The sequence below is a fragment of the Bradyrhizobium sp. BR2003 genome, from assembly GCF_009720285.1.
GTDB classification, from domain to species: Bacteria; Pseudomonadota; Alphaproteobacteria; order Rhizobiales; family Xanthobacteraceae; genus Bradyrhizobium; species Bradyrhizobium elkanii.
The window spans coordinates 145,825-161,053 of record NZ_SMYJ01000036.1; the positions used below are offsets into that span (position 1 = coordinate 145,825).

The 15,229-nt window shown below is 66.0% G+C and carries 15 protein-coding genes; 4 read left to right on the plus strand and 11 right to left on the minus strand.

Features of this window, described 5'->3' with window-relative positions:
• Window positions 1-82: 82 nt before the first annotated feature.
• The 6 genes from E2I15_RS31540 to E2I15_RS31565 form a co-directional block, all read right to left on the minus strand.
• A complete protein-coding gene (locus tag E2I15_RS31540) occupies window positions 83-292 on the minus strand; it encodes a hypothetical protein (RefSeq protein WP_137483272.1) in 210 nt (69 codons plus the stop codon).
• A gap of 110 nt (window positions 293-402) precedes the next feature.
• Window positions 403-1,809: a 3-isopropylmalate dehydratase large subunit gene (gene leuC / locus E2I15_RS31545; RefSeq protein WP_137483271.1), complete on the minus strand. Its 1,407-nt coding sequence runs from the start codon at window positions 1,807-1,809 to the stop codon at window positions 403-405.
• Between the two features lie 432 nt (window positions 1,810-2,241).
• Complete coding sequence (gene rplS, locus E2I15_RS31550) at window positions 2,242-2,622, minus strand: 50S ribosomal protein L19 (protein WP_018269387.1); 381 nt, start codon at window positions 2,620-2,622, stop codon at window positions 2,242-2,244.
• A gap of 109 nt (window positions 2,623-2,731) precedes the next feature.
• Entirely contained in the window at window positions 2,732-3,493 is a 762-nt protein-coding gene (trmD, locus tag E2I15_RS31555; RefSeq protein ID WP_137483270.1) for a tRNA (guanosine(37)-N1)-methyltransferase TrmD, read from the minus strand.
• Between the two features lie 9 nt (window positions 3,494-3,502).
• A complete protein-coding gene (locus E2I15_RS31560; protein WP_137483269.1) occupies window positions 3,503-4,585 on the minus strand; it encodes a quinone oxidoreductase family protein in 1,083 nt (360 codons plus the stop codon).
• A 136-nt stretch (window positions 4,586-4,721) separates the two neighbouring features.
• On the minus strand, window positions 4,722-5,921 hold the full coding sequence (locus tag E2I15_RS31565; protein ID WP_137483268.1) for an MFS transporter: 1,200 nt from the start codon (window positions 5,919-5,921) through the stop codon (window positions 4,722-4,724).
• Between the two features lie 169 nt (window positions 5,922-6,090).
• Between E2I15_RS31565 and gcvA the strand changes: the two genes are divergently transcribed.
• A complete protein-coding gene (gene gcvA / locus E2I15_RS31570; protein WP_137483267.1) occupies window positions 6,091-7,002 on the plus strand; it encodes a transcriptional regulator GcvA in 912 nt (303 codons plus the stop codon).
• Between the two features lie 10 nt (window positions 7,003-7,012).
• Here the strand turns inward: gcvA and rimM are convergent, their stop codons facing one another.
• The 3 genes from rimM to ffh form a co-directional block, all read right to left on the minus strand.
• Window positions 7,013-7,534: a ribosome maturation factor RimM gene (gene rimM / locus E2I15_RS31575; RefSeq protein WP_137483266.1), complete on the minus strand. Its 522-nt coding sequence runs from the start codon at window positions 7,532-7,534 to the stop codon at window positions 7,013-7,015.
• Window positions 7,535-7,552: 18 nt separating this feature from the next.
• Entirely contained in the window at window positions 7,553-7,885 is a 333-nt protein-coding gene (gene rpsP, locus E2I15_RS31580; RefSeq protein ID WP_016847621.1) for a 30S ribosomal protein S16, read from the minus strand.
• Between the two features lie 85 nt (window positions 7,886-7,970).
• Window positions 7,971-9,518: a signal recognition particle protein gene (ffh, locus tag E2I15_RS31585; RefSeq protein WP_018269389.1), complete on the minus strand. Its 1,548-nt coding sequence runs from the start codon at window positions 9,516-9,518 to the stop codon at window positions 7,971-7,973.
• A gap of 378 nt (window positions 9,519-9,896) precedes the next feature.
• Between ffh and E2I15_RS31590 the strand changes: the two genes are divergently transcribed.
• A complete protein-coding gene (locus E2I15_RS31590; RefSeq protein WP_170991787.1) occupies window positions 9,897-10,961 on the plus strand; it encodes an MBL fold metallo-hydrolase in 1,065 nt (354 codons plus the stop codon).
• Window positions 10,962-11,123: 162 nt separating this feature from the next.
• Here the strand turns inward: E2I15_RS31590 and E2I15_RS31595 are convergent, their stop codons facing one another.
• The gene (locus E2I15_RS31595; protein ID WP_137483265.1) at window positions 11,124-11,840 is read right to left on the minus strand and encodes an SIMPL domain-containing protein; all 717 of its coding nucleotides are present in this window, start codon (window positions 11,838-11,840) and stop codon (window positions 11,124-11,126) included.
• Between the two features lie 5 nt (window positions 11,841-11,845).
• Window positions 11,846-12,556, minus strand: a complete 711-nt coding sequence (locus E2I15_RS31600) for a GyrI-like domain-containing protein (protein ID WP_137483264.1) — start codon at window positions 12,554-12,556, stop codon at window positions 11,846-11,848.
• 183 nt (window positions 12,557-12,739) lie between these two features.
• Between E2I15_RS31600 and dapF the strand changes: the two genes are divergently transcribed.
• Both dapF and mtaB read left to right on the plus strand, forming a co-directional pair.
• Window positions 12,740-13,627, plus strand: a complete 888-nt coding sequence (gene dapF, locus E2I15_RS31605) for a diaminopimelate epimerase (protein ID WP_137483263.1) — start codon at window positions 12,740-12,742, stop codon at window positions 13,625-13,627.
• Between the two features lie 18 nt (window positions 13,628-13,645).
• Window positions 13,646-14,920: a tRNA (N(6)-L-threonylcarbamoyladenosine(37)-C(2))-methylthiotransferase MtaB gene (gene mtaB / locus E2I15_RS31610; RefSeq protein WP_137483262.1), complete on the plus strand. Its 1,275-nt coding sequence runs from the start codon at window positions 13,646-13,648 to the stop codon at window positions 14,918-14,920.
• Window positions 14,921-15,229: the final 309 nt, after the last annotated feature.

Sequence of the window (15,229 nt, forward strand, 5' to 3'; positions counted from 1 at the left end):
TGGGTCACTCTCTTTGCGCGCCGGAGCGTGTTCGAGCGAAGTGAACGCCGGTTGGCGTGAAGAAACCGTCAAGCAAGAAGCGCTAATCCCAGTTCTTCAGCTTCCAGGACTTTATCTTCCACGGCGTCAGGTTTTCCATCCGCCATTGCGTCCAGCGCTCCGGCGGCCAATGGCTGAGGCGCGAGGTTTCCTTCACCTCGGGAAGCGGGTCGATGATGCGCGTCACGGCACGACGGCGCTTCTGGCGCGTCGCCTCGCTGATCATGTCGACGAATTCGGGTTTATCGGCCACGGCACGCGCTCCTTGCGAAGGCTCGTTTTCGCAAGGAGGCAGTGTGCGTGCGCCCCGTTAACGAGCCGTTTCCGAAACGGCTCGAGCTTGAGACGAAACCTGCGCGTACCTTACCGCCAGTCGCGGACGTCGACGAAGTGTCCGGCGATCGCGGCGGCCGCGGCCATCGCCGGCGACACCAGATGGGTGCGGCCCTTGAAGCCCTGGCGGCCCTCGAAGTTGCGGTTCGAGGTCGAGGCGCAGCGCTCTTCCGGCTTCAGCTTGTCCGGGTTCATCGCAAGGCACATCGAGCAGCCCGGCTCGCGCCAGTCGAAGCCGGCCGCAATGAATATCTTGTCGAGGCCTTCGGCTTCCGCCTGCTCCTTCACGATGCCCGAGCCCGGCACGATCATCGCGTTGACGTTGGCGTTGACGGTCTTGCCCTCGGCGATCTTCGCAGCGGCACGCAGATCCTCGATGCGGCCGTTGGTGCAGGAGCCGATGAAGACGCGGTCGAGCTTGATGTCGGTGATCTTCGTACCGGCGGACAGGCCCATATATTTCAGCGCGCGATGCTTGGAGATGCGCTTGGCCTCGTCCGCGATCTTGTCCGGATCGGGCACGAAGCCGGTCACCGAGATGACGTCCTCAGGGCTCGTGCCCCAGGTGACGATCGGCGGCAGCTTGGCGGCATCGAGGCGGATTTCGTGGTCGAAATGCGCGCCCTCGTCGGAGCGCAGCGTCTCCCAGTAGCGCATCGCGGCGTCCCAGGCGGCGCCCTTCGGGGCCTTCGGGCGGCCGCGCAGGAAGTCGAACGCCTTCTGGTCGGGCGCAACCAGGCCGGCGCGCGCGCCGCCTTCGATCGACATGTTGCAGACCGTCATGCGGCCTTCCATCGAGAGCGCACGGATCGCCTCTCCGGCATATTCCAGCACGTAGCCGGTGCCGCCGGCGGTGCCGATCTCGCCGATGATCGCCAGGATGATGTCCTTGCCGGTCACGCCTTCGGGCAACTTGCCGTCGACGATCGCGCGCATGTTCTTGGCCTTCTTCTGGATCAGCGTCTGCGTCGCCAGCACGTGCTCGACCTCGGAGGTGCCGATGCCGTGCGCGAGCGCGCCGAACGCGCCATGCGTCGAGGTGTGGCTGTCACCGCAGACGATGGTGGTGCCGGGCAGCGTAAAACCCTGCTCCGGGCCGATGACGTGAACGATGCCCTGGCGTTTGTCGAACTCGTTGTAATACTCGATGCCGAATTCCTTGGCGTTCTCTGCCATCACCCGCATCTGCTCGATGCTTTCAGGGTCGGGGTTCGGCTTCGAGCGGTCGGTGGTCGGGATGTTGTGGTCGACGACGGCGAGCGTCTTCTCGGGCGCGTGCACCTTGCGGCCGGCGGCGCGCAGCCCTTCGAACGCCTGCGGCGAGGTCACCTCGTGCACCAGATGGCGATCGATATAGAGCAGGCAGGTGCCGTCCTCGGCCTCGTGGACCAGATGGTCGTTCCAGATCTTGTCGTACAGCGTGGTCGGTTTGGACATGAGCTTCAGCTCCAGAAGAAAATCAGTGGTGGAATGGCATGAGCGCGTCTTAAGCGCGCGGACAGGCGAAAAGCGTCCAGGCAGCGTTACGCTGCGCGTCTAAGCTCAGACGTTGCCGATGTCGCAAAGCGCCCGAAGAAGCGGCCGGGCAGCCGCGAGCGATCGTCGATCACGACGCGCTTGCAGGTCTGACTTGAGCACTGACTTGGACAGCGCTGGCTTGCTTGATCCGGAACCATTCCAAATTTCTAACACAGGGCTCGCGCCCGCGACAATCGATCCATGCGCGGACCTGCACGTCAGATAGGTATGCCGCAACAAAAAAGCGCGGGGGCAGGCCCCGCGCTTTCGGTCACATCCGCTTCTTGTTTTGACGCGTTTGCTTGACGCGAACCGGTCCCCACTTCGCTCGAAAACGCTATGCGGGAAACGTTACTCGCCGACGGCGGTCTGACGGTCCTGCTTCTCGACGATGCGGGCCGACTTGCCGCGCAGGTTGCGCAGATAATAAAGCTTGGCGCGACGAACCTTGCCGCGACGCACGACCTTGATCGAGTCGATCATCGGCGACATCACCGGGAAGACGCGCTCGACGCCTTCGCCGTAGGAGATCTTGCGCACGGTGAAGCTCTCGTTGAGGCCCTGGCCGGAACGACCGATGCAAACGCCTTCATAGGCCTGTACGCGGGTACGCTCGCCTTCGACCACCTTCACGTTGACGATGACGGTGTCGCCGGGTCCGAATTCCGGGATATCCTTGGTGGCGGCGAGCTTGTCGAACTGCTCTTTTTCGAGCTGCTGAATAAGGTTCATTGAAATCTCCATCGGCGGCGCGCCCAGCCTTTCGCGGGCTGCGCAAACGTCCATCTATCCTGCGCGGGTGCGGATTTGGCCGCCCGTATAAGGCAAAGCGCAGGGTTTGTCACCCGTCTGTCGTGTTTTTTGTCCCTCGCCGCGAGGCTTTTTGGCCGGCCTTGCGGGCCCAGAGATCGGGCCGCCGGGCCGCCGTCAGGGCCTCGGACTGGGCCAGCCGCCAAGCCGCGACCTTGGCGTGATCGCCGGAAATCAGGATTTCCGGGATTGGCCGGCCCTCGAACTCCTGCGGGCGGGTGTATTGGGGGTATTCCAGTAGCCCTTCGGAAAAGCTTTCCTCGGTTCCCGAGGCCTGCTTGCCCATTACCCCCGGCAGCAGGCGGACGCAGGCGTCGATCAGGGCCATCGCGGCGATTTCGCCGCCGGACAGCACATAATCGCCGATCGAGACCTCCTCGAGGCCCCGCGCCTCGATCACCCGCTGGTCGATGCCCTCGAAGCGGCCACAGACGATCAGGGGGCCGGGCCCGGTCGCCAGCTCCGCGACCTGGGTCTGGGTCAATGGCCGACCGCGCGGGCTCATCAAGAGGCGCGGGCGGTCAGGCGCGATGTTAGCGGCGTCGATCGCCGCCGCCAGGACATCGGCCCGCAGCACCATGCCCGGGCCGCCGCCGGCCGGCGTGTCGTCGACGCTGCGGTGCTTGTCGGTGGCCGAGGCCCGGATGTCGCGAGCCTCCAGCGACCACAGTCCGCCGGCCAGCGCCTTGCCGGCGAGGCTCACGCCGAGTGGCCCCGGAAACATGTCCGGGAACAGGGTCAGCACGGTGGCGCGCCATGGTGTCGCCGGGGCTGGGGTCTCTTGCGATGTCATGGCCTCTGGTTACGGCACCACGGCCGTGAGGTCGAGGCTCTGCATCATCGCGGCCGCATCCACCGCACGGCGGAAGTCGGCAAGCTTGAAGCTCGCGACATTGATCTTGCGCAGGTCCAGCAAGCCTTCGGCGGCGAGGCCGGCGAGCTGGCCTGGTGCCGTGCGGTCGTACATGAACTGTCCGACCACCTCCCAATCGTTGGCCAGCATCTCGCGGAACGAGAGCTCGAGCGGCACCTCGGCGCTGCCCATCAGCACCATCCGACCGCCACGCCTGAGCGCGCGCAGAGAGGACAGTGTGGTCGACGTGCTCTTGGCGGCGCCGAGCAAATCGAGCGCGACATCGGCGGTGCCGCCAGCGGCGCGGCGGATGACCGCAAGGTCGGCTGCGGCATCGCCGCTGACAACGGCGGGAATGACGCGCGGGCCGAACGCATCGCGCAACTGCTCGAGCGCGGTCTCTTTGCGTCCGACCGCAACGACGCGGCCCGCGCCCATCGCGACCGCGAGCATCACGCCGCCCGAACCGAAATAGCCGGTCGCGCCGTTGATGACGATGGTCTGGCCGCCGCGCAGGCCGGAGCGCTGCAATCCGCCGAACGGCACGATCAGTTTTGCGAGCCCGATCAATTCGGTGGCCGGCTTGTCGTCGAGATTGGCAAGCGGCGTGACGCAGGCGGCCGGCCAGTGCGCGATCTCCGCGAACACGCCGTCGCGCCAGCGCGCCTGCAAGGCGAACGCTTCCGGCGTCGTCACCGTCGCGGTGAGGCCGATCAGGATCTGCGGCGGATCGCGATCCGGCACGTCGCCGCGCAGATGCGGGCTGAGGAACACGCGGTCGCCGCATTGCACATGGGTGACGTTCTCGCCGGTGGCGACGACGCGCGCGATCGCATTGGTGCCCGGCACGAACGGCATCGGCGGCAGGCTGTAGGGCAACGCGCCGGACAAAAGCCTGTTGGTATAGGACAGCACCATGCCGGCCTCGATCCGCACCACGACGCCGTCGGGTGCGGGCCTCGGCGTCGCGACATCCTCGAAGCGGAGATCATTGTGGGCGTGCAGCCGCCAGGCCTTGTGCGTGCTTGTCATTGGGATGCTCCGTGACACCATTGCTTAAGTAGCCCGGATGAGGCGAAGCGCAATCCGGGAATCATGCAAGCAACGAGGAGCGGCCCCGGATTGCGCTTCGCTCCATCCGGGCTACAAGACCTGGGCCAATTAAGCCTCACGCCGTCGTTGGATCGTCGGCGAGATGCCGCGCGAGCGCCACTGCCAGCGGACAGATCGCCAGCGCCGTGAGCGCGGTCGCAGCGGTGGCGAGCGTCGGGCCGAGTGCGTCGCCAAGCAGGCCGTAGAGCACCGGCGCGATCGCGCCCGATCCGATCGTTCCGGTATAGAACAGCGCGAAGGCGCGCTCTGTCTGATGCGCGGGGGTAAGCTCGGGCACCGTGCCGTAGAGCACCGATGACGTGCCGTTGAGCATCACGCCGAGCACCGGCAGCAGCACGATGGCCGGTGCAAGTGGCAGCGCCAGCGCGGCGACGATCAGCGCCGCCGTGCCGCCTTCGGTGATCAGCACGGTGCGCAACGTGCCGACCCGCTCGCCGAGCCAGCCGCAGGTGAATTTTCCCGCGGCGCCGCCGATGAAGACCAGCGCCAGCGCGAGGCCATTGGTCGGTAGCGAGGCGCCCTTGTCGCGCAACAGGAACGGCAGGAAGGTGAGAAAGCCCATCCTGACCGCGGTGTCGAGGATTCCGATCGCGAGCAGCCAGCGAAAGCCGCCGCCTGTGCTGGCGCCGCGCGATGCTGATGTCGCCTTGTGCTCGGCGCCCTTGCCGACCGAGGGCATCCAGAGCGCGATGCAGATCGCGACCAGCAAGCCTGCGAGAGCGAGCACGAGCAGCGTGTGCCGCCACGACATGATCACGAGCAGGATCGAGGTCAGCGCCGGGATTGCGGCCTTGCCGAGATCACCGGTGAAATTGTAGATGCCGAGCGGCCCGCGTGCCGCCGTGCCATAGGCACGCGACACCGCGGCGGAAGCGATCGGATGCTGCGTGCTCGACCCCGCGCCGGAGAGCGCGAGGGCGAGGCCAAGGCCAATGACACCGCCGGAGAATCCGGCAAACGCGTAGCCAAGCGCCGACAGCGCCGTGCCCGCGATCAGGATGACCTTGCCGTCGATCCGCTCCGCGATACGGCCGACCGGAATCTGCAGCCCGGCCATGGCGCCGGCATAGAGCCCGCGCAGCAGCGCCAGCAGGCCGTAGCTCAGCGCGAATTCGGCCTGCCAGACCGGCAGCAGCACGTAGATGACGTCGGTGTAGCCGTCGTGGAGGGCGTGATTGAGCCCGGTCACGGTCAGGGTGCGGGTTGGCCGGGCACGGTCGGGTCGCGCCGCGCCGGTTTCAGCCGATACGCTCATTGCCGCCCTCCGGTGCAAGAAAATCTAAAGTTGGGACGGGTGAGCATCGGGAGGGACCTCAAAAAAGAAAGCTATATAAGCAGCTTGTATGCAGTATGCGCGGCCAAGGCCGTTGTCACAAATCAGTCATAGTCGGATCATGCGTTAGAAAATCTTGTATTGAGGAATCATGTTCGTCCCACGCCGCAGCCTGCCGCCACTCAATGCGGTCCGCGCCTTCGAGGCCGCCGCGCGCCTCGGCAGCTTCAAGGAGGCCGCCGCCGAGCTCAGCGTGACCCATGGCGCGGTCAGTCAGCAGATCCGCCTGCTCGAGGAATGGCTGGGCGAGCCGTCGCTGTTTCGGCGATCGGTGCGGCGTGTGGTGCTGACGCCGGCAGGCGCGGCATTGCTGGCAGAGTTCGCACCCGCGCTCGACCGGATTTCCGCCGCCGTGCAGCAGCATCGCGAGCGGCGTGGCGATGCAGCGGTCGCGGTGTTGCGCGTCAATGCGCTCGCGACCTTCAGCCTGCGCTGGCTATTACCGCGGATGAGCCGGTTTCGCGCCGAGCATCCCGATATCGAGGTGCGCCTGAGCACGTCGAACGATCCGGTGGATGCGCTGCCGGATACGTTCGACGTCGTGATCCGCGGTGGCCCCGACACCTTCCACGGCTTCTCGTCACGCTTCCTGGTGTCGGAGCGGAGATTGCCGGTGTGCAGTCCGTCGCTATCAGCGCAGCTGCCGCTCAATGAGATCGCAGATCTCTCCAGGCACACGCTGCTGCATGTCACGTCGATGCCGCGGCTGTGGCGCGACTGGCTCGCCGAGGCCGGGCAATCCGCGCTGGAGCCGGCGGCGGCACTGACCTTCGATCATTTCTATCTGACGATCCAGGCCGCGCTCGACGGCCTCGGCGTTGCGATGGGACCGACCGCGCTGATCGCGGACGATCTCGCGGCCGGGCGCCTGGTGACGCCGTTTCCGGATGTCAGCCTGCCGGCGCGGAGCTACTTCGCGTATTTTCCCGCAGGCCGCAGCAACGATCCGCACAGCGCGGTGTTCTGCGACTGGCTCGAGCAGCAGGGCCGGATGACGGGCTGATATTTTTGGTTCAGGCGGCCGACGGATCGTCGCCGTCGATTTCCGTGGGCAAGTCGATCACCACGCGGCCGCCGTCGAGATCGACAGTCGGCACCACGGCGTTGGTGAAGGGCAGCAGCATCGTCGCGCCCTGCGGCGGGGCGATCTCGATGATGTCGCCGGCGCCGAAATTGTGGATCGCGATCACCTTGCCGAGCGGCTGCTCCGTCGTCGTCACCGCGGCGAGCCCGATCAAATCGGTGTGGTAATATTCGCCGTCGTCGGTGTCCGGCAGCCGGTCGCGCGGAACGTAGAGCTCGAGCCCGTTGAGTCGTTCGGCATCATCGCGGCTGGCGACGCCCTTCAGCGTCACCACCAGATGGTCCTTGGCCTCGCGCGCATGCGTGACCTCGAACTGGCGCGTGCCGTCCTTGGTCATCAGCGGGCCGTAGTCCTTCACGGCCAGCGGATCTTCGGTGAAGGTCCAAAGCCTGACGGCGCCGCGCACGCCATGCGCAGCGCCGATACGGGCGACACAGACCGGTGCAGCCACCGTGGTCGCCGTTCAGCCTTAAGCCTTGGCGGCGGCTTCGGCCTGCGCCTTGCGCTCCTTGCGCGGCACGGCCTTTTCCGGGTTGTTGCGCGGCGCGCGCTTCTTGACGCCGGCGGCGTCGAGGAAGCGGGTCACGCGATCCGACGGCTGCGCGCCCTTGGCGAGCCAGGCCTTCACCTTGTCCATGTCGAGCTTCAGGCGCGACTCGTTGTCTTTCGGCAGCAGCGGGTTGAAGTGGCCGAGACGCTCGATGAAGCGGCCATCGCGCGGGAAGCGCGAGTCGGCGACGACGACGTGATAGACCGGACGCTTCTTGGTGCCTGCGCGAGCGAGGCGGATAACAACGGACATTCAGTTCTCCTTCAAAGGTCGATGTGTTCGATTGATTGGCATTCCGCGTCGCGCCGGTCCCGTGTGAGCCGTCGCGACGAATTCCTCATTTCTTCTTGCCCGGGAAGCCGCCGAGGCCCGGCAGCATCGGCTTGCCGGAAAGGCCGGTCAGGCCTGGCACGTTCGGCAGGCCGCCGCGCAGGCCCGCGGGCAGATCCTTCGGCAGGTTCGGCAGGCCGCCGCCGGCGCCGCCCTGCATCTTCTCGGCGAGCGCCTTCATCTCCTCGGCCGAGGGCGGCTTCATGCCGCCGCCAAAACCCATCGCCTGCGCGATGCCGGCGAGCGGGCCGCGCTTGCCGCTTCCCATGGCCTTCATCATGTCGGCCATGTTCCGGTGCATCTTCAAGAGCTTGTTGACGTGCTCGACGCTCTGGCCGGCGCCCGCCGCGATGCGCTTCTTGCGGCTCGCCTTCAAGATGTCCGGGTTCTTGCGCTCCTGCCGCGTCATCGAATCGATGATCGCGACCTGGCGCTTCAGGATCTTGTCGTCGATGCCGGCCGCCGCGATCTGGTTCTTCATCTTGGAGATGCCGGGCATCATGCCCATCAGGCCGCCGATGCCGCCCATATTGGCCATCTGCTGCAGCTGTTCGCGCATGTCGTTGAGATCGAACTGACCCTTGCGCATCCGCTCGGCGGTGCGCGCGGCCTTCTCGGCGTCGATATTGGCGGCGGCCTTCTCGACCAGCGAGACGACGTCGCCCATGCCGAGGATGCGGCCGGCGATGCGGTTCGGATGGAAGTCTTCCAGCGCGTCGGTCTTTTCGCCGGTGCCGATCAGCTTGATCGGCTTGCCGGTGACGGCGCGCATCGACAGCGCGGCGCCGCCGCGGCCGTCGCCGTCGACGCGGGTCAGCACGATGCCGGTGAGGCCGACGCGCTCATCGAACGAGCGTGCGAGGTTGACCGCGTCCTGGCCGGTGAGGCTATCCGCGACCAGCAGCACTTCATGCGGGTTGGCGGCGGCTTTGATCTCGGCCGCCTCCTTCATCATGTCTTCGTCGAGCGTGGTGCGGCCGGCGGTGTCGAGCAGCACGACGTCGTAGCCGCCGAGCTTGCCGGCCTCTAACGCGCGCCTTGCGATCTGCGGCGGCATCTGGCCGGCGACGATCGGCAGCGTCGGAATATCGAGATCGCGGCCGAGCACCGCGAGCTGCTCCATCGCCGCCGGGCGGTAGACGTCGAGCGAGGCCATCAGCACCTTGCGCTTGTCGCGCTGGACCATGCGGCGCGCGAGCTTTGCGGTGGTGGTGGTCTTACCGGAGCCTTGCAGACCGACCATCATGATCGGCACCGGGGGCACGGAGTTGATATCGATGGTCTGGCCGTCGGAACCGAGCGTGGCGACGAGCTCGTCATGGACGATCTTCACCACCATCTGGCCCGGCGTCACCGACTTGACGACGGTGGCGCCGATCGCCTGCTCGCGGACCCGGTCGATGAAGCTGCGGACCACCTCGAGCGCGACGTCAGCTTCGAGCAGCGCGCGGCGCACCTCGCGCATCGCGGCATCGACGTCCTTTTCGGTCAGCGCGCCGCGCCCCGTCAGACGATCGAGAATGCCACCAAGCCGTTCCGACAGATTGTCGAACAATGCCGTTGTCCTTCGTTGCGCCCGTGAGCGCGCTTCTTTCGCTTCTGGTCATGACCCGCTTTTGCGGGTGATGACCACATAGTCCGCCTTGGCGTCAGCCCAAGACGATGGTCCAAACACTTTCGCGCCCGAGGGCGCATCGCGCTGTCGGGCGTTGGCCTCTGGCCTCCAGGACCAGTCGGCGGGTCGAAAAGACGGAGCTTTCCGAGAAAGTGGTCGGGTTAAACGCTGCCGGGGCGGCAAAGTCAAGGAAAGTTTCGCTGAAATCCGCTCAGTTTGGACAGTAAAGTACTGAAATCACGTCGATTTGCCGTATTGGTTCCGAATTCGCCGCTGCCACCCATATAACCGGAGCCTGCCTCCTATTTCGGAACCCGCGTGCTGATCACCCGCCGCCGCCTGCTTGCAACCTTGACCGGAGCCGCCTCGGCGATCGGCGTGCCCTCGATCTGGATGATCTACATGAAAACCTACGACGGCCCCGTCTCCGATCATTTCGACGGCCTGCACTTCTTCGATCCGGACGGCTCGCCGCCGAAATCGCTTGGTGAGGTGCTGCGCTGGCAGTTCGGGGGCCGCCGGCAGCGCGCGGTCTGGCCGGAATGGGCGCCAAGCCCCCATGCCGATACGCCGCCGCCCCGCGTCGACGGCGACAAGGTGCGGTTCTGTTTCGTCGGTCATGCCAGCTGGCTGATCCAGACCGCGGGCCTCAACATCCTGTTCGATCCGGTCTGGTCGATGCGTGCCTCACCGTTCAGCTTCGCCGGGCCGAAGCGGCGCAACGATCCCGGCATCGCATTCGAGAAACTGCCCAGTATCGATGTCGTGCTGGTGTCGCACGGCCACTACGATCATCTCGACGTCGCGACGCTGTCGAGACTTGCGGGGGCATTTGGTCCTCGCGTGATCACGCCGCTCGGCAACGACGTCACGATGCGCGAATCCGATGCCGCAATCAAAGCCGAGGCGTTCGACTGGCATCAGCGCGTCGAGCTTGGCAATGGCCTTGCCGCGACGCTGGTGCCGACGCGGCACTGGTCGGCGCGCGGGCTGTTCGATCGCAACAAGGCGCTGTGGGCGAGTTTTGTTCTGGAGACGCCGGCCGGCAAGCTCTACATCGTCGGCGATTCCGGTTACGGCAACGGGGGGCATTTCCGCCGGGTGGCCGAGGCGCATGGTCCGTTGCGGCTCGCGATCCTGCCGATCGGCGCCTACGAGCCGCGCTGGTTCATGCGCGACCAGCACATGAATCCGGAGGATGCGGTCAAGGCGCTGGTCGACTGCGGCGCGGCGCAAGCGCTGGCGCATCACCACGGCACGTTCCAGCTGACCGACGAAGCGATCGACGCGCCGGCGATCGCGCTCACCGAGGCGCTCGACGCGGCCAAGGTGCTGCGCGAGAAGTTTCTGACGCTGAAGCCAGGACAGGTGTTCGAGATTTAGAGAGATAAGTATGCCGGATGAAGCGTAGCGTAATCCGGGAAAGTCCATCCGCGGAGAGGTCGGCCCCGGATTGCGCTGCGCTCCATCCGGGCTACGCCTGCTGAGGCAGGGGCAGGCGTTCGAGACTTAGTGTCGTCCGGACCTTCGCCGGGACGACAATCGCTACTTCTCCCTGATCGCCCAGGAGACGCTGACGTTGACCGTCAGCGTTTCCTCGCCCTGCGCCACCGGCGTCGGCGCGGCGAAGCCGGCCGTGGCCATCTTGGTGCGGAACACCGGGACCGGCGCCGAGCCGACCTCCGCGATATTGACGGGGGCACCGAGCGTGACGCCGGCGGCCTTGGCGTAGATCTCGGCCTTGCGGCGGGCGTCGGCGATCGCCTTTTCGCGGGCGTCGTCGAGCAGCTTCGAGGCCTGCGACGCCGAGAAATTGAGCCCGCCGATATCGTTGGCGCCTGCGCCGACCAGCACGTCGATGACGCTGGCGACCTTGCTTACATCGTGCAGCCGGATCGTGACGCGATTGCTCGCGTGGTAGCCGACGATGCTGGGCGGGGCGCTCGGCGACGACGGCCCACGATTGGCGAATTGCGGTTGCAGCGACAGCCGCGAGGTCTGAAAGTCCTTCTCCGCGATCCCGGCGCCCTTCAGCGCGGCCAGCACCTTGCCCATCGTCGCATTGTTGGCTTCGGCGGCTTCGCGTGCGGTCTTGGCGTCGGTGGTGACGCCGGCGTCGAGCTGCGCCTGGTCGGGCGGCGCCGACACGGTCGCCTCGCCGGTGACCGAAATCGCCGGCGGAAAGTCGTCATTGGCCAGTACGGGCGCGGCCAGCAGCGTGGTCGCGATCAGGGTGGCGGCGAAGGGGAGACGGTGGGTCATCTGGCTCACTTCAGGGGTACGTAGACGTTGATCACAAGCTTGTCCTCCGCGGTCTTCAGCGGATCGGTGATGTATTCCTCGATAAAGGTGTCCTTGGCTTCGAGCTTCTTGTCGTCGAGGTGATTGGTGATCGCCTCATAGGTGTTGTCCATGTTGTCGTAGGAACCGCGATGGACGAACTTCAGCGCCTTGCCGTCAGGCGAATTGCCCATGCTCATGTTCTTGCCGAGGTTCTTGACGTCCTGATCGACCGGGATCTCGGCGATGAAGGTGAAGCCGGTGTCGTCGGTCGAGGTGTAGACGATCATCGGATTGCCCGCTGCCTTGACGCCGTCCTTGTCGAGCAGCGCGGTGAGCTGCTTGAACGCCTCGATCAGGGCGTCGAAGGCGGAATCCCAATTGGCGGTGCCCTTCAGCATCACGACCTTCTTCGGCTCCAGCGTGAACGGTTCGCCGAAGGGGTCGGCGGTCTGCACCGGGGCGGCCGGCGCCGGCGTCGGGGTCTGCGCTGCGGCCGGGCTGTCGGCCGGCGACTTGGTCTCGGCCGGCGGGGGCACCGGCGTCGCCGACGGTGCAGGCGCCGGGGTTGGGCTCGGGCTCGCCGCGGGAGCGGGCGAGGCTGACGGCGACTGGGCAGGGGCCGGGCTTGCCAGTGCGATCGCGGCCAAGGGCAGCAGCGCGACCAGGGCCGCGCGGAGCGTGTTGATACGGTTCATTGGCTATTCTCCATCCCCTGCCTCAAACGGCCGCTCGATCTGTCCCGGCGCGCGGTCCGCGAGGTGCGATATTCCTAACACGCAAGTTCTGCATTCGTCCCATGACAGATGTGTCATGGGGCTATTCAGGCTGGCTAACGGGCCATCACTCGCCATATAACCGGGCAGAATTTGGGAAAATCGATGAGCGCGCTCGCCAATCACGCATTCGCCAAGATGAACGGCATCGGCAACGAGATCGTCGTCGTCGACCTGCGCGATTCCGAGGCACAAGATCGGGCGCAGGTGTCGGCGGCGGAAGCGCGCGCGGTGGCTTCGCCGGCCGGTGGCGTGCCCTACGACCAGCTGATGGTGCTGCAGCCGCCGCGGCTCGACGGCACCGAAGCGTTCATCTCGATCTACAACAATGACGGTTCGGAGGCCGGCGCCTGCGGCAACGGCATGCGTTGCGTGGTGCGGCGGATCTTCGAGAAGACCGGCCAGACATCAGCGACGTTCCAGACCCGTGCCGGCCTGCTCAATTGCTGGCAGGGTCCGGCGCCCGATCTCTACACCGTCGACATGGGCGCGCCGAAGTTCGGCTGGCAGGACATTCCGCTGGCTGAGGAGTTTCGCGACACCCGCTACATCGAGCTGCAGGTCGGGCCGATCGACAATCCGGTATTGCACTCGCCCTCGGTCGTCTCGATGGGCAATCCGCATGCGATCTTCTGGGTCGATGACGTCAATGCCTACGACCTCGAGCGTTTCGGGCCGCTGCTGGAAAACCATCCGATCTTTCCGGAGCGCGCCAACATCACGTTGGCCCACATCGTCGATCGCGACCACATCACGATCCGCACCTGGGAGCGCGGCGCTGGCCTGACCAAAGCGTGCGGCTCGGCGGCGTGCGCGACGGCGGTTGCGGCGGCGCGGCTGAAGCGCGCCAACCGCAGCGTCGAGATCACACTGCCCGGCGGCAAGCTCGGCATCGAGTGGCGCGAGCGCGACGATCACGTGCTGATGACCGGCACCGCCGATTTCGAATATGAGGGCCGCTTCGATCCGGCGCTGTTCGCCAGCGTCGCTTGATCGGGCGTGAGATCGGTTATGGGCGTCGATGTCGTCACCTTTGGCTGCCGCCTCAACGCATTCGAATCTGAGGTGATTCGCCGCGAGGCGGAGCAGGCGGGGCTTTCGGACACCATCGTCATCAACAGTTGCGCCGTCACCAACGAGGCGGTGGCGCAGGCGCGGCAGTCGATCCGCAAGCTGAAACGCGAACGCCCGCATGCGCGCATCGTCGTCACGGGCTGTGCGGCGCAGACGCAAAGCCAGATGTTCGCTGACATGGCCGAGGTCGATCGCGTCGTCGGCAATGACGAGAAGATGCGCGGCGACGCCTGGCAGGCGACGCGCGCTGCGTTCGAGGCGCCGTTCGGCATCGACGCGAGCGAAAAGGTCGCGGTCGCCGACATCATGGCGGTGACCGAGATGGCGCCGCATCTGCTCGACGGCTTCGAGCGCGGCCTGCCTCGCGCATTCGTGCAGGTGCAGAACGGCTGCGATCATCGCTGCACCTTCTGCATCATCCCCTACGGCCGCGGCAATTCGCGCTCGGTGGCGATGGGCGCGGTAGTCGATCAGGTCTGCGCGCTGGTCGAGCGCGGCCATGCCGAGATCGTGCTGACCGGCGTCGATCTCACGAGCTATGGCGCCGACCTGCCGGGCGCGCCAAAACTCGGCCAGTTGACCCGGCAGATCCTGCGTCATGTGCCCGAGCTGAAGCGGCTGCGCATCTCGTCGATCGATTCGATCGAGGCGGATCGCGACCTGCTCGATGTCATCGCGAACGATACGCGGCTGATGCCGCATCTGCATCTGTCGCTGCAGTCCGGCGATGACATGATCCTCAAGCGGATGAAGCGCCGGCATTCACGCCAGGACGCGATCGATTTCTGCGCGCAGGTCCGCCGGCTGCGGCCAGACATCGCGTTCGGTGCCGACATCATCGCGGGCTTCCCGACCGAGTCCGAAGAGATGTTTGCGCGCTCGCTTGATCTGGTCGAGCAATGCGATCTCACCTTCCTGCATGTGTTTCCCTATTCGCGCCGTCCGGGCACGCCGGCCGCGCGGATGCCGCAGGTGGAGGGCGACGTGATCAAGGAGCGTGCCAGGCGGCTGCGCACGGCAGGCGAAGCCGCGCTGCAGCGCCGGCTTGATGCGGAGTTCGGCGCGACGCGGGAGGTGCTGATCGAGAGCGAGCGGCAAGGCCGCACCGAACATTTCCTGCCGGTCGCGATCGATGATGATGTGCCGGGCATGGTGCGGCGGCTGACGGTGACCGGTCACGATGGCACGCGCCTCGTTGCACAGGACCGCTGAGACGCTCACTCCGACTCCATCTCCGCCATCCTTGCAAGTCAGGACGCGCTGGATCGGACAGATGATGTCGCGAGAACGTGAGGCTGCGTCCCTATTCTCATCGTCGTCCTGGCGAAAGCCGGACCCATTACCCCAGATCTCAATTGTTGCGCGACGCTGGGGTAGCGATCTCGCACAGTCACCGAATGCGGTGGTCATGGGGTCCTGGCTTTCCAGGCCGTGCAAAAAGGGGCGGCTTGAGTTGAAGACGAGGGGGTGGCCTCAAGCTGGACAGGGCCGGAGCGCCTTGAGCAGGGCGGGTGTCGTTTT